The organism is Candidatus Marimicrobium litorale (genome assembly GCF_026262645.1).
GTDB lineage: Bacteria > Pseudomonadota > Gammaproteobacteria > Pseudomonadales > Halieaceae > Marimicrobium > Marimicrobium litorale.
Window position 1 is genome coordinate 3,473,555 of the sequence record NZ_SHNO01000001.1, and the last position, 13,894, is coordinate 3,487,448.

Sequence of the window (13,894 nt, forward strand, 5' to 3'; positions counted from 1 at the left end):
TGCCATTTGATGGCGCGAAGCGCCCCACCTTTATCTACTGCTGTATTGGTATAAAGCCCTGCTGTTCCCCTTTTTTTCACTTTTTCCAGGACGGCAAACCCCGAATCATTTTTATGTCATTAATCATCGCGAGCGCCTGCCATTCCTCCAGCGGGAAGCGAATACCTTTTTCTTCTTCTCCATACTTATTTTTCAGTTCACTCTCGATTGTCTTATTAAAATCGAACGCACCGATACCTCGCATACCCCAGCCGCCAAAGAGGCGGGCATCAATAACGCTAAAGCTTATAATACTTAAATCGCAATGCCGCTCGTCTTTCGCTATACGGCGGAATACATTGTTAACGCTTTCAAAATTACCCTCCAGAGCTTGCAGAAAATGGCTTCTGCTTGCGAGCAAGACGCCGGTCACCCCACACGTCCCATTGTTTGACTGACTCTTATCCGTAATATCATGAACAATATCCCAGTTAAGAGGCTGTGCACTGCGGCTTTTATAAATGACGCGATACATTTATTACCCTCTGTCTGTTTCCCACTGCTGCTGCGTGTAGGGTTTTGACAACGTTCTCTCATCAGTCAAGTCTATTGACGCTGGGTCGCTCGTGTCTCTTTATGGGGCAAACAGTTCTGCAGATCTTCATACAATCTGTAAGGCGCGCTTTTCATGCTGGTTGGCCCCCATTATTGCTCCAACGCCGCCCAGGTATTGCCTCGAGGATATCTGCAGTAGGCTATCAGTTGCTCGTTTTAGCACGATTTTATCGAATCGCGCGCCGTTACTTTCCCCTGTGTGAAGAAAATGACGTAATTTCAAGTCGAATTTTAGCTATTATCGATTGGCGACTTGGCGCTCGGGGTGGGGCTCGAATGCTTCGCGTGGGAGGTGGCCTACAATCATGAAATCGGGTACTAAGAGAGGATTCTCCGGCAGGTATTGGCGCATGTTATCCAGCCATTGTCGCAATGCCGGCACCTTCGCAATCTTCAGGTCTTGCTCTGTGCCTACCATGTAGTTAAAAACCAGTTGCGGATAGATGGCGAAATCGACCATTGACGGTTGCTGCAGACCGCCAAAGAAAGGGCCTTCATTAAGGTGTTGCAGCAACTCCATGCCTACGCGCATTTGCATATCCGGTAAGAGTTCAGACTTGTCGATATCACACATCATGTGCTTGATGAATGGCGCCATTTTGAGCAGCTCTGGCCAGGCGTTGCGAATCTCATCCGGCAGAGGTGTCTGGCTGCTGACGATCGCCGCCATGCGCCACGCTGTTTGACGAAACCTGGCGGTCATTTCGGTCTCGTGTGCAAACCTGAATGAACTGAGAATCAGGCTGTCCGTCACCCATTTATCCATGCTTAAAATCAGGGCTCGCTCTTGCTCGTTATGCCCAAACAGTGGCTTGTCGGGAAACAATTCCTCCAGCCACAGCGCGAGAGGCGTGGAATCATTACGCCACTCGTCATCGATCTGCAGGACAGGTACCTGGGTCTGCTGGGTAAACGCTATCTGCTCGGGGTTGGTCGGATCGACAGGCACAAATTCGAAAGGCAGCTGTTTGTAATAGAGGCAGCAGCCCACTTTGCGTACAAACGGACTGGTTGAATAACCGTAGAGCCTGATTTTGGTCACTGGTCGTCCTTTTGTCGTCTTTACCATGGTGTAATCGTCGTGTCGGGTGAGATATCCGGCGCGAACGCCAGCTCGCAGGTCTGTGGCCGTAGTATTTCATCACTAGGCTGCGCAGGTCTTGTTCTAGCGGACAGAAGTCTTGTCATTTTTCTCAGAATGAGGGCCCGGTCCATGTTGAGTAGTCGCGTATCGGTATAGAATTGCGTCTATGGATGCCTTGTCAGATATCTTGAAGGCCACGCGCTGGACGGCCAATGTCTATTTCAGTAGCGCCGGGCAGGGGCCTTGGTGCATGCAGGTGCTCTATCGGCCTCAGGGCGTATTTCATGCGGTGCTCAAAGGACGCTGCTATCTGCGCGAACGCGGCGGGCCGGACGCTATTGTGCTCGAAGAGGGTGATGTTGTAGCTTTTCCCACAGGGGGTGATCACAAGATCAGTGGTACGCAGGAAGGTTTGAAGCTTGCTGCCAAAAACGTGATCAGGCTGACCGATAACGACGAAGTGATGGTTCTCAAGCAGGGGGCTGTTAGTTTTTCGCAACGTGAGCCTGATGAGCATGCCAGCGAATCGGTGGTGTGGCTCACCGGAACAATGTCTTACGACACCTCTATCGCTCACCCGCTGTTGAAAGAATTGCCCTGCTCAATTGTCGTAGGTAAAGACAACAAAGATGCCAGTCAGGTTATGCAAGGCGTAGTCAGCGTGTTGGTCAGCGGAGGTAGGGCGGACGCGCCAGGATCGACATTGACTGTAGACCGGATGTCGGAGGTACTGTTTCTCCAGATGCTGCAATGCCATGTGCAGTCATCAACGCAGTCGTCGGGCTACTTCGCGGCACTTGCCGACCCACATATTGGCGCAGCTTTGAATCTTGTTCATAATGAGGATGATGGGTCGCTGACGGTAGAGTCGTTATGTAGTGCGGCGGCAATGAGTCGTACCAAATTTAATGCGCGTTTCAAACAGCTGGTTGGCGAGACGCCCAAGGCCTATCTAACCAACACACGCCTGTTGCGAGCTATAACCAAGTTGCAACACAGCCAGGAATCCATACAAGGTATCGCTCTGGCGGCCGGTTATTCGTCAGACGCGTCGTTCAGTAAAGCGGTTAAAAATCGCTTTGGCATGACGCCGGGCGAGTTTCGTAAAGCGGAGTTGTAGTGACCGACACAAGGCCTTAGAGGCGATAGTCCGGTCGTGTGTTGAGCGATAAATGTGATAAAAAACTCCGCATGATAGAAAGGACAAGATATCTGACGTTCATGATATTGACGGACAGCACTGACAATGCCAGTGTGGATCAGACTCTGAATAGGCTTTCGGAAGAGGTGGTAGTATGAAAGACAGAACTCCAGATAGGATTCTCCGCTGGGTGGTTGCCATTCTTTTAGTGGTGGTCGGCGCCCAGGCGCAGGCTCAACCGTCCGGCCCGACGCTGGACGAGCCCTTTCACATGCCGACCCTGACCGACACCAGTACGCTTGACGTGGTGGTGGTCGAGCCCTGGCACGTCGACACCATTAACGGCACTACGCGGCAGAAGCTTATTAATATCCACGTCGATGACTGGTGGCCGGGCGTTGAGATTCGAGTGCCCGTGAGGCTTGTTGTTCCCCTGCAGGGTTCTGTGCAGGGCTTTGTCATTACCGGAGCGCGGCTGGAAGGAACCGGCGAGGGCGATAAAGCGATGACCGCCAGTGACGAGGTAGCCCTGGACGGTGGTGTCGGGGTGGTCATGACCAAGATCAAAAGCCTCCCGAATTATCCGGAGTTGTCCTCGCTGCCGACGCAGACAGCGCTGCGTAATCGCTTCCTGCAGGAGGATCTCGACTTGCGCTACAGCGAGGTCTATATGTGGGGTGCCGTTATGATGCGGGCGATCACCGCGGCCTTCGACGACGATCTTTTCCTGCCCGGCCCCGTTATTGCCTATGGCAACTCCAAGAACGGCATTACCCCGCTGGTTTCATCTATTCATGACGAACGCATCGTTGCGGTACGGAGCACCCGTGCATTCACGGCCCTTACGCCGATTCGAACCAATGACCCGCTCGCCCTTGCCGAGGTTGCGGCAGCCGACAGTGACTATGACGCCGCCGTCGCTGCAGGCCTGCCACAGGGCGATCAGCCGTGGCCCTACTACTACAAGGCCTATCGATCCAACGCCGGCTTGTTGGACGACGCGCTAGCCTTCGGCTGGTCCGAAGCCGAGGTCCAGGCCAGCTTGGACCGTGTCGCAGACGATATGTATGTAAGCGAAAACTGGGATGAGCTGGTAGCCCGCGGTGTTAGTTACTTCAGCCTCCCTGGCTCGCATGATTGGGTGGCGTATGATGTGCCTGGCACCGCCACCATCCTGCCCAACCTGCGCACCTATATCGTGCCCAACGGCGGCCACGGCCGCCCCGGTCATCCGGAGGCGCCTAGCGACAGCGTCGATGCCGCTTTCTTCGCTGAGCAGCTTTTCGGGGCTGACGGCGGACTTGAGATACCCGAAATCGCTACGGTGGTCAGCGGTGACACCCTCGAGGTGACAGTGACTTTCCCGGATGGCGGCGTACCTGAGGACAGCCGCATCTTCTGGATGTATGAGCGTGAACCCGATGGTTCATCCTGGTACCTCTATGATCTGTTCCCTGAAGACAACTGGACTACCATGAGCGGCGCCGGCAGTACCGTCACTGCCTCTATCCCGCTCGAGCCCGGTCGCACGTCTATCGACCTGATCACTACGCACACGGTTACCGTCGGCGGCAATAGTATCCCCATCAGCGCCCCTTACACCCGCGTGGCGCTGGGCAATGAAACCCTTGCCAACATGGTTGATAATTTTGATGGTGGTAACACCACCTATCCGTGGACAGAGAATGGTACGTGGTACATCAGCGGTGAGACCTATAATCAAGATAACATTACGGCATATAAACAGGCTTATGCCGGCAATCCGGCATGGACTGATTATACCTACACGGCGGATATGATCACGGTCAGCAACGCTGATCCCGCTGCCGGGTCTTACGCCAATTCACTTGCGTTCAGGGTGTCCGATAATAAGAATCTCTACTTCGCCAGGTTGAAGACGGACGGAGAGCTGGAATTACGCAAAAGAGTTGGCGGGGCGACTACTTTGATCGCATCGGTGCCGACGGGATACTCTCCTTTTGTTTGGCAAAACTACAAGATTGTAGTGGCGGGCGAGTCTATTCAGGTGTCGATCAATGACGACCTGCTTATTGATGCCAGCGACAGCGATCATGCATCAGGCGCCATCGGTATTCGTACGAGTCGGTCCTCTACTTCTGTGGATAACGTGAGAGTCACGCAGCCGGCGGGTTGTTGAGCGCCATCACGTTATAGCGTGTTTGCTTGGCATTGCGATGCTAGTGCTTTAGTTGAAAACCCGTTCAGCAGGATTGCAGCGTTCTTTCAAAATTCGCGAGTTGGGGTTAGGCCAAAAAGCTAAATTCTCCAGGGGGCCGGCGTTCACAGCCGGCACCCGTAAACAGCCATCATGCAATGATTGGCAGAAAAAATATTGGGTCCATGAGGGCGCGAACGGCAGCGTGGGATGCGTTGATTCAAATCAATGGAACAGGCCCATAGATTCGTCACTGCATAGTCTGCAATCTACAATATGAGTAATTCGGGAAGGCATTTAGTCATAACTGAATATTGTCACGATTTCAGGATCGTTGTGCTTGTAGAATGAGGTAGATTGAAGAAGATGCCTGGCATCATAGTTCAGGACTGTACTTCTTTAGAAGCGGTGATTTAACTTTTAAGTACTGGACGCGGACCAAGGCGCGGCCGACGTTTCATTGCGCATATTACAAGGTTTTAAGAAACGCAATCACCGCGAGTCTTTGTGCAGCTGTGAGAGCAACAAAAGCCTGCTTGGACTCCTCAGCTTCCCCGCCATGCCATAGAATGGCCTCTTCAAGATTGCGAGCACGACCATCATGTAAATACGCCTCACCGCCGCTCACCCCGGCAGTCAGACCGATACCCCAGAGCGGCGCGGTACGCCATTCACTACCGCTAGAATCTGCCTCGTTCAGGGTAGAGGCCAAGCCCGGCCCCATGTCATGTAGCATCAAATCCGTATAAGGATGAATCGTCTGGTTGCGCAATTCTGCATGCGGATGGTATGCAGTGGTAGTAAATGTACTCACATGACAAGCGATGCACCCTGAGTCCGCAAACAGCGCCTCGCCCGCTAATGCATCGGGCTCGGTCAACCCGCGTCTGGCGCGCACGCCCAGTAGCGAGATATACGCCGTCAACATATCCAGGTGTTCATCGGGTAGCTCCGCGCCAGAGGCACCGCAATCCATTTGCATCGGGCCACAATCAGGGGTTGGAAAGGTGGACGTCATGACGCCCAGGTCGGTATTTAGCGCAGACGCGACCTGATGCCGCACAGACGCTTGAGAGGCTTTCCAGCCAAAACGCCCCAGCCTGAACTGACCGGATTCGGGGTCGCGCACACGGCGCATGCGTCCAGAAATCCCATCGTCGTCGAGGTCGTCGGGATCTGCCAGCGCTTCAATATCCTCCTCTTTAATGGCCTCCAGCAGACCCATTCCCACTAGCTGCGGTGCAATGCGCGTCGAAAACTGCTCTGGTTCGACGCCCAAAAAGGAATAAATGGGACGACGCAGTCCCATGGTTTCCTGCCAGGATTGCAACAGAATGCCTGCCTCGGCGTTGCCTGTACTGGACTCCGGCTGCAGCACCCTACCGATGGCTGGATGGGGGTTGCCGCTTGCGTCCGCAACTTTGACGACATAGCGTGTTAACGGCTGTCCCTCGGCAGGCGGCAACGCGCGGCCGTTGCGGGCGTGGCAAGACACGCAGGAGTGGTTGATATAATGATTGCCTAATAAACCAGCCAGCGCGTCGAAGGGCGGGTTTTTTGGCGACTCGTTGTGCCCTCCATCCTCGAAATCAGTATGATGCACTCTACGGCCCAAGACGAAATTCTGGCCGTTAAGACTGGACAGGTTCGTCGCCATTTGTAGAAAGTGATTATCAGGCTCATTGGAATATTGATAGGGCAGTGTTGTGTTGCCACCGAGCCAGCCTGCCTCGGGAATGGCGAAAGAATCCTCCAATTGTGTGGAAAAATCGCCGAAAACGCCACGGGCCTGCCACGGCACGAGTCCTTGTCCAACAATATAGAGGTAGGTTGTCCCATAATAATTGTTACGGCCGTTAGGCACGGCTTCTAAAAACTGACTCAATTCGAACTCGAGACGATCACCTGGCTCAAGCGGCGCGTTGGTTTTATTGTTGTAAGCAACGCTGCGGGAGTAATGCGTATCATCAATAGGAATCATCACGCCATTATTGTGATACTCAGCCACGGTATTGATACCACGATAAAAAAACCGTAGCTCTGCCTGGTTCGGGCTTAGCTGCCACTGCGTGGTGACATTAAAGGTAATGGTGTCGCCGCCGCGCCCGATCGTGTCAATGATCTCTACGGCTGCGGTGCGGTGTTCCCAGTAATGCGCCAAATAGTGATCATACGCCTGAAATTCATCCTCTCGCGCATGCCGATCACGCGCTCGATCGGAAAACCGGGTGATTAATGCAGATGTTGTTGAAATTTGCTGTGCGGGCTCCAGCGGCGTGGATGCATCATAAAGTGGAGCAATAGGTGGGTTTGGCGCAGGAATTTCGCTGAAGTGGGCGATCAGCGGTGGGGCTGTATCACCGTAGAATGCGCGCACGGCCTCCAGCGGCACTGAAAAACGACAACCACTGATCTGGGGTTTCTCGTCGGGGCAGTTTTCCCACCGCTCAAATGCCCAGCCAGATCGCGGCGACGCCAGATAAGTTTCGTCGTAGCCCGCAGCAACATAGTTTTTTTCGCAGGTCGCGGCGCCGGCATGATGCTCCTCGAGGCTGCAGCTCCGTGATCCACTGACAGCGAGAATATCACCGTCACCGACTATTTCGAGCGGATGGCTGCATCCCACTAACAGTATTAGTACCGTGGCGGTAGCCGCTCTTGTTGGATTATTATTCATCGCTGAGGCAGTTACCAAAATTTGCACCGTTCAATGGAGTATAGGAAATATCTATAGCCTGTCGAGTCAGCACGGGCCACGCAATTGGGTACAATGCCATGAGAATTCGAGGTCACCGGCAGATTGGACACGTCCAGACCCTAGGTAAAAAGACGGAATAAAAGAAAAGAATGCTTCCGGATTGGTTCTAGTTAATCTCCTGGGAGCGGACCTTGATACCTCCGGCTCGCGTATAAACACGAGATGTTATAGTATTCAGCCCATCCTACTAATTGGAAGTAAACGACTTTAGAAGGTCAGGAACACGCTATGAAAAAAATGGCCAGCAGCAGCAACTCCACACCTGTTAATGAACTTTGGGATGGTATTTTGCTCCTGTCAGTATTTGGGACCGTCGACTCAGCAAGAAGTAAGGAAATGATGGACGCGATGTTAGCGAAAGTGGTGCAAACAAGTGCGAAAGTGATTGTGCTCGACATCTTGGGGGTTGCTGTTGTCGACAGCGCTGTAGCGAATCATTTTTTAAAAATTGGACGCGCTACCAAGCTAATTGGCGCCGATACCATAATCTCGGGTATTTCACCAGAAGTTGCTGTCACGCTGGTAGAGCTTGGTATTGATCTTGAAACTACTACTACAACAGGGAGCCTATCCGATGCGCTCTCGTTGGCTTTCGAGAAAACTGGATACGTTATCGAAACATCAAAATAGAAATTATCACTGTAGAGTCAACAGACAGTGTACGCCAATCGAAACATACTGGTCATATCCGTTCCTGCGGACATTACCTCCACTGATATCGCGAACCTGTACGATGAAATATCAAGGCGTGCCGCCAAAGGTGGTTTGCAAGGGGTAGTCGTGGATTGCAGTAAGATCGTGGCCGCAGATACTGTTCAGGCTCGACGCGTATTCAGGGTGGCAAAGCTTGCCCGACTCTATAGGTCAAGCGCAGTATTTTGTTGTATTCGGGAAGCAGTGGCAGCAGCACTAGTTGAACTGGATTTCAAGCTCGGCGATGTCCAAACGGCAACTACTGTCGATCAGGCCATGCAACAACTCGACAAACCGGACGTAAATCTGGCGGCGTCGTAATGTTTATCTAAAACCTTGCGCGCGTCCGGACAAGCCTTTACCGCTTGCTTGGGAAAATATTACTCAGGCGGGCCGAGGTAAAAGAACTGAATATGATGTATGTACCCATAGACGCTGAAGAGGATATTGCAAGGGCCGTAGCGATGACCGAAGAAGCTATGTCTGCGGAGGGTTTCGGCCTAACCCAGCGGCGCATGATGGCTACTGCGGTTTCGGAACTCGCCACTAACGCCTATGTGCACGCCACCAAAGGGACAGTCACAATTGCGGTGTTAGACGGGACGGGAGGGTCTGGCATTGAGATCACCGTCGAGGATCAAGGTCCTGGAATAGAAAATCTGGAACAAGCGATGGTTGACGGTTATAGCTCCGCTGGCAGCTTGGGGGTTGGACTGCCGGGCGCTCGGCGTCTGGCTGATGAGTTCTCCATTCACAGCACGGCTGACAAGGGCACTGTGACCGTTGTTCGAGCATGGTTAGTTTAACAGGGCCATGAATTTCTCGTACTCGGTTCAATGCCAGCCGATGCCAGGGCAGGGTGGTTTTAGCGGCGATGCAGCACGAGTGGTCGAAGATCGAGATAATAATACAATACTGCTCGTCGTTATTGACGCACTTGGTCATGGTAAAGAGGCGCATAAAATAGCTGCAAAAGCGCTCGACTTCTGCGAGCAGAGCGCCAGCTCTCCATTGCCCGAGATTGTTCACGGGCTGCATCATCACGTGCGAAAATCCGTGGGTCTCGCTCTTGCACTTTGCAGAATCTGCAAGAAAGAGAGTCTCTTGAGGTACATTAGCATTGGTAATATAAGCATGATGCTATTCAAGCCGAAGCGGATAGAATGCCTTAGGCAGGCTGGTGTCGTGGGCTATCAGATATCCATTCCAATAGAGCGATCCTGCTCCCTAAGTACTGGCGATATGCTATCAATTTGTAGCGATGGTGTAGGCGAGTTTACACAAGGTGAGTGCGATGACGCCCTGATAGTGGGAGCGCAATCTCTTGGTCGCTTCGTTATGTCTAATTTCGCAAAAGATACTGATGATGCTTTGTGCCTGACTTTGGAAGTACTGCCATGACCATCCTCGACCAGCTGCTCCTAAACGATGAGTCTGCAGTTCTGGAGGCGCGCAGCAAGGTGTTTGAATTGTCACTGTACTGTGACTACAACGAGACCCGTGCAAGCCACGCCGCGACTTTCAGCTCAGAACTGGCGCGCCTCCTTGTTTCTGCCGACGGTTCTGCCCAATTTCTCATAGAGGCAGAAGTGCAGGGTACGCAGCTTAGCTTGCGCGTATCGTTCTCGGGTGACCGAATCGAAAAGCTGGCAGCACCCCTGCGCAAATTTTTCACCGATCGCGTCGCTCGTTCGGCGAAATATCAGCATGAATATCAGATTTTTTTTGAGCGGTCGTACTCCGGAGCAGCGAAAGACGCCGGACTTAGGGAAATTAAAAAAATATTGCAAGAAAATTCAGAGCCCATAAAGCTCGCCCGGCTGGCGGATGCACTGTCCGCTGAAAAGGAGCGTTTGTCAGTGACTTTGCAGTCGATACACGAAGGGGTAATTACAACTGATGCGATGGGCCGAATAGTACAGATCAACCGAGCAGCTCAAGAACTTACTGGGTTCACACTGAGCGAGGCGACTGAAATGTATGCCGATGACGTTCTTCACGTCATTGATGAGAGAGAAAACGTGCGGTATGAGAATCTTGTTTCGCGTGCTATTTCCGAAAAATTATTTACCGATTTCGGGCGATTTACTGTAATCCATTCTAAAGATGGTGAGCGATTGCCAGTTGAGCTCACAGCGTCACCAATACTTAATGATGCGAAAAGTTTTCAGGGAGTAGTACTGGTGCTTAGAGATGTTAACGAAGAAAGATCGGCTGCTCTTGAGCGCGAGCGTGCTGGAAAACTTGAGTCCGTGGGCCTCTTGGCAGGAGGCATAGCGCATGACTTCAATAACTATTTGGGCATCATGCTGGGAAATCTGGAGCTCGCATCATCCAAAGCTCAAAGTGAATCGGATATCCATTCGCATCTGTCTCAGGCTGAGAATGCGATTCAGAAGGCATCGAAATTGACGCAGCAGCTGCTAACGTTCTCTAAAGGTGGAGATCCAATTTTGGAAACCGCTTCCTTGGCAGATCTAATCATCGAGTCTGTAGAATTTGTTCTGCGTGGTTCCAACTCTAGTTGGACACACTCGATTCCTGATGATTTATGGATGGCAGATATCGACATTGGTCAGATAGATCAAGTGATTCAAAATATTGTTCTAAACGCGAGTCAGGCAATGTCTAAAGGTGGCACCGTTAGTGTTGTTTGCGAAAATGTCAATCCCTCCGACGTGCAAGAAGAGCTTCCGCTCAGTCAAGGCAGTTTCATCAAGATGACCATCAGTGATGAAGGTCCCGGTATGAGTAACGCACTGATTGAGAAAGTATTTGATCCTTACTTTACTACGAAGAAGGAGGGTAACGGCTTGGGGTTGGCTATCTGTCATTCTATTATTCAAAAGCATGGAGGCTACATCAATGTGCAGTCTGATATTGGTCAGGGCACTTGTTTTACGATCTATCTTCCTGCTGACAAAACAGGGGGAATAAAAAATAGTCCGGAAATAGAGTCCGTCCTGTTCAAACACCATCTGACAGTATTGGTGATGGATGATGACGTCACGGTTCGACAGCTACTTGAGCAGCAACTGGTTTTTCTCGGTCATAGAGTGTGGTTGACCGCAGATGGGGAAGCTGCAATCGAACAATATGAACAGCTGAAAAAACTTGGGACGCGAGTCGACTTGGTCATTCTGGACTTGACGGTGCCGGGCGGTATGGGCGGGCAGGAGACTGCGACCAAGCTTTTGCATATCGACCCCGATATCAAAATCGTCGTGTCCAGTGGCTACTCGAATGATCCTGTGATGTCAGATTTTCGCGCTCATGGTTTCGCGGGAGTAATCGCAAAGCCCTTTCGAATGGCAGAGCTTTCTGAGGTTCTGGACGCTGTGGCCAACAGTTAGATTCTGCTGTAACCCCGGTTAGATCGATTCGCCGAAAGTTTTTTCGCTGGTGGTCAGCAATGATAATAATACGGATAAAAAGCACATTTTTTAATTATCCGACGTGCCTACCCCGCAGTTTTATGGGCTATCATTGATGGCGGCAGCACTCCTTTTGCCTGTGGCTAGTGAGCCAAAAGTGGTGTTAGTGATGCCTTGTGCGGAGGCTGGAAGCGTGTGTTTTAAGTTGGCGAGTGAGCTACCTTCTCCGCTCATGGCAAACACGTTGGTCCGTGTTACGGTCACCAATAGCGACGATCCGCAGCGGGCAACGATAGATTTTTGACAGTGAGGTGTAAGCTATTGGAAGAATCCGTAGAGCAACGTCTGGACCGGTTGGAGTCTATTGAAGAGATTCGCCAGTTAGTTGCTAAATATGCGTTGTCTTTGGACATGCGTGATCTTGATGCTCACGTTAACTTGTTTGCTGAAGATATTCGCGTCAGTCGAGAGTGCGTGGGGCGTGCTCACCTCAAACGCTGGCTGGACGATACTCTGCGCTTGCAGTTCACTGGCACTTCCCATCACACGGGTAATCACATTATCGAGTTCGACGATGCCGATAACGCTCATGGCATTGTCTACTCAAAAAACGAACACGAGACGCCCTCTGAGGACGGTGACGAGTGGGTTATTATGCAGATGATTTACTGGGACAACTACCAACGGGTTGATGGCCGCTGGTACTTTAGACGCAGACTGCCGTGCTATTGGTACGCGACGGACCTAAACAAACCGCCAACCGGAGAGCAGAAAATGCGTTGGCCAGACCGTGAACGCTATGATGGCGCCTGGCATCAGCTGTTCCCTAGCTGGAGTAAGTTCTGGGCAACGCCGCCCAACGCCGATGAGCCCGAGGTTGCCACGCCTGCGCCCTTGAACAACTTTTTAGAGACCATGCGCGCTGACGCACCGTTTCCGCGTGTGCAGGTGCGTTGAAACTGGCTACCTGGTCCGCCATTCTAGAGGTCTCAGGCAATAGATTGGTAAGCTGAATAAAATGGAATGCAATCGTGTCTAGCATGGACGAGCAACGTGAGAAGCAAAAGCTGGAAACCTTGATAGGCAAGCGGCTGGGGCCTTACAGAGGCTTCAACCCTGTAAATCGCGCGCAGGTGTGGCAGTGGTGTACGGCCATGGGAGACAATAATCCTTTATACCTTGATGATAACTATCGGCAGCGGACCGAATTTGAGAGCTTGGTGGCGCCGCCTGCGATGATGCAGGTGTGGACAATGCGTGATTTTAATGATGACTATGCGCCCGGATCGACCCAAAGTAAGCCCTATCACGTTTTCGAGGAGATGTCTGACTTGGGCTACACGCGTAACGTCGCCGTCAGTTACGACATACAGTTTAGTCGTTACCTGACGGAAGGCGAGTGCCCAATACATCACACCACCATCACCGAGATCAGCGATAGGAAAAAGACCGCGCTTGGTGAGGGATTTTTCGTGACGGAAAAACTCGACTACAGCACGGAGCTGGGTAAACCTTTCGCGCAAGCGTTGATTTCGTATTTCCAATATAAACCTAAAATAGCAGATCGAGTCACTTCTGATCGCATGCGTGACAAAGTAGCTACGGAAACGGTAGGCAGGCACTCTGCACCCGCTGAAAATGGGCAGTGCGACCGTACTGATCTGTCGGCTTCGCAAGTGGAGCTTGACGACGGGCTACCTGAGTTGATCATCCCGATCACCCACAAATTAATTGTCGGCGGTGCGATTGCAACGCAGGATTTTATTCCGGTGCACCACAACGCTCCGGCAGCGCAGCGCGCTGCCATGCCAGATATATTTATGAATATTCTAACGACCAGCGGGCTGTGTGCGAGGTATTTGTCAGACTGGGCTGGCCCCGCCAGTCGATTACAGCGCCTCACCTTCAAACTGATGGCCCCCAACACGCCCGGCGATTGCATGACGCTCAGAGGAGCCGTCAAAAAGGTTGATCGCTCAAAGAACAGGCCTGTGGTCACCGTCGATTTTTCCGGTACCAACAGTAAGGGCTCACACGTGGTTGGGTCAGCCGATGTGGAACTCAACCCCTAGAA

The 13,894-nt window shown here is 52.0% G+C and carries 12 protein-coding genes; 9 read left to right on the plus strand and 3 right to left on the minus strand.

All coding sequences use genetic code 11. The annotated features are described in order from the left end of the window. Positions 1–76: 76 nt before the first annotated feature. Together EYC82_RS15555 and EYC82_RS15560 are read right to left on the minus strand one after the other, a co-directional pair. Positions 77–514, minus strand: a complete 438-nt coding sequence (locus EYC82_RS15555) for a BLUF domain-containing protein (RefSeq protein ID WP_279250463.1) — start codon at positions 512–514, stop codon at positions 77–79. 318 nt (positions 515–832) lie between these two features. Continuing rightward, on the minus strand, positions 833–1,636 hold the full coding sequence (locus tag EYC82_RS15560; protein ID WP_279250464.1) for a glutathione S-transferase family protein: 804 nt from the start codon (positions 1,634–1,636) through the stop codon (positions 833–835). 208 nt (positions 1,637–1,844) lie between these two features. Here EYC82_RS15560 and EYC82_RS15565 point away from each other — a divergent pair, with 208 nt between their 5' ends. Beyond that, on the plus strand, positions 1,845–2,798 hold the full coding sequence (locus EYC82_RS15565; protein WP_279250465.1) for an AraC family transcriptional regulator: 954 nt from the start codon (positions 1,845–1,847) through the stop codon (positions 2,796–2,798). Positions 2,799–2,973: 175 nt separating this feature from the next. Next, a complete protein-coding gene (locus tag EYC82_RS15570; RefSeq protein WP_279250466.1) occupies positions 2,974–4,977 on the plus strand; it encodes a 3-keto-alpha-glucoside-1,2-lyase-like domain-containing protein in 2,004 nt (667 codons plus the stop codon). A 487-nt stretch (positions 4,978–5,464) separates the two neighbouring features. Here EYC82_RS15570 and EYC82_RS15575 read toward each other — a convergent pair whose 3' ends face one another. Next, positions 5,465–7,672: a di-heme oxidoredictase family protein gene (locus EYC82_RS15575; RefSeq protein WP_279250467.1), complete on the minus strand. Its 2,208-nt coding sequence runs from the start codon at positions 7,670–7,672 to the stop codon at positions 5,465–5,467. A 309-nt stretch (positions 7,673–7,981) separates the two neighbouring features. Here EYC82_RS15575 and EYC82_RS15580 point away from each other — a divergent pair, with 309 nt between their 5' ends. The 7 genes from EYC82_RS15580 (at position 7,982) to EYC82_RS15610 (ending at position 13,892) form a co-directional block, all read left to right on the plus strand. After that, the gene (locus EYC82_RS15580) at positions 7,982–8,383 is read left to right on the plus strand and encodes an STAS domain-containing protein (protein WP_279250468.1); all 402 of its coding nucleotides are present in this window, start codon (positions 7,982–7,984) and stop codon (positions 8,381–8,383) included. Positions 8,384–8,410: 27 nt separating this feature from the next. After that, entirely contained in the window at positions 8,411–8,767 is a 357-nt protein-coding gene (locus EYC82_RS15585) for an STAS domain-containing protein (RefSeq protein WP_279250469.1), read from the plus strand. A 92-nt stretch (positions 8,768–8,859) separates the two neighbouring features. Further along, entirely contained in the window at positions 8,860–9,252 is a 393-nt protein-coding gene (locus EYC82_RS15590; RefSeq protein ID WP_279250470.1) for an anti-sigma regulatory factor, read from the plus strand. 7 nt (positions 9,253–9,259) lie between these two features. Beyond that, positions 9,260–9,847 carry a SpoIIE family protein phosphatase gene (locus tag EYC82_RS15595; protein ID WP_279250471.1) on the plus strand — a complete coding sequence of 196 codons (588 nt, stop codon included), beginning with the start codon at positions 9,260–9,262 and terminating at the stop codon, positions 9,845–9,847. Continuing rightward, entirely contained in the window at positions 9,844–11,799 is a 1,956-nt protein-coding gene (locus EYC82_RS15600) for a hybrid sensor histidine kinase/response regulator (RefSeq protein WP_279250472.1), read from the plus strand. The genes EYC82_RS15595 and EYC82_RS15600 overlap by 4 nt, the downstream gene beginning before the upstream one ends. 342 nt (positions 11,800–12,141) lie before the next feature. Then, positions 12,142–12,777: a nuclear transport factor 2 family protein gene (locus EYC82_RS15605; RefSeq protein ID WP_279250473.1), complete on the plus strand. Its 636-nt coding sequence runs from the start codon at positions 12,142–12,144 to the stop codon at positions 12,775–12,777. 83 nt (positions 12,778–12,860) lie between these two features. After that, positions 12,861–13,892, plus strand: a complete 1,032-nt coding sequence (locus EYC82_RS15610; protein ID WP_279250710.1) for an FAS1-like dehydratase domain-containing protein — start codon at positions 12,861–12,863, stop codon at positions 13,890–13,892. The last annotated feature ends 2 nt before the right edge of the window (positions 13,893–13,894 follow it).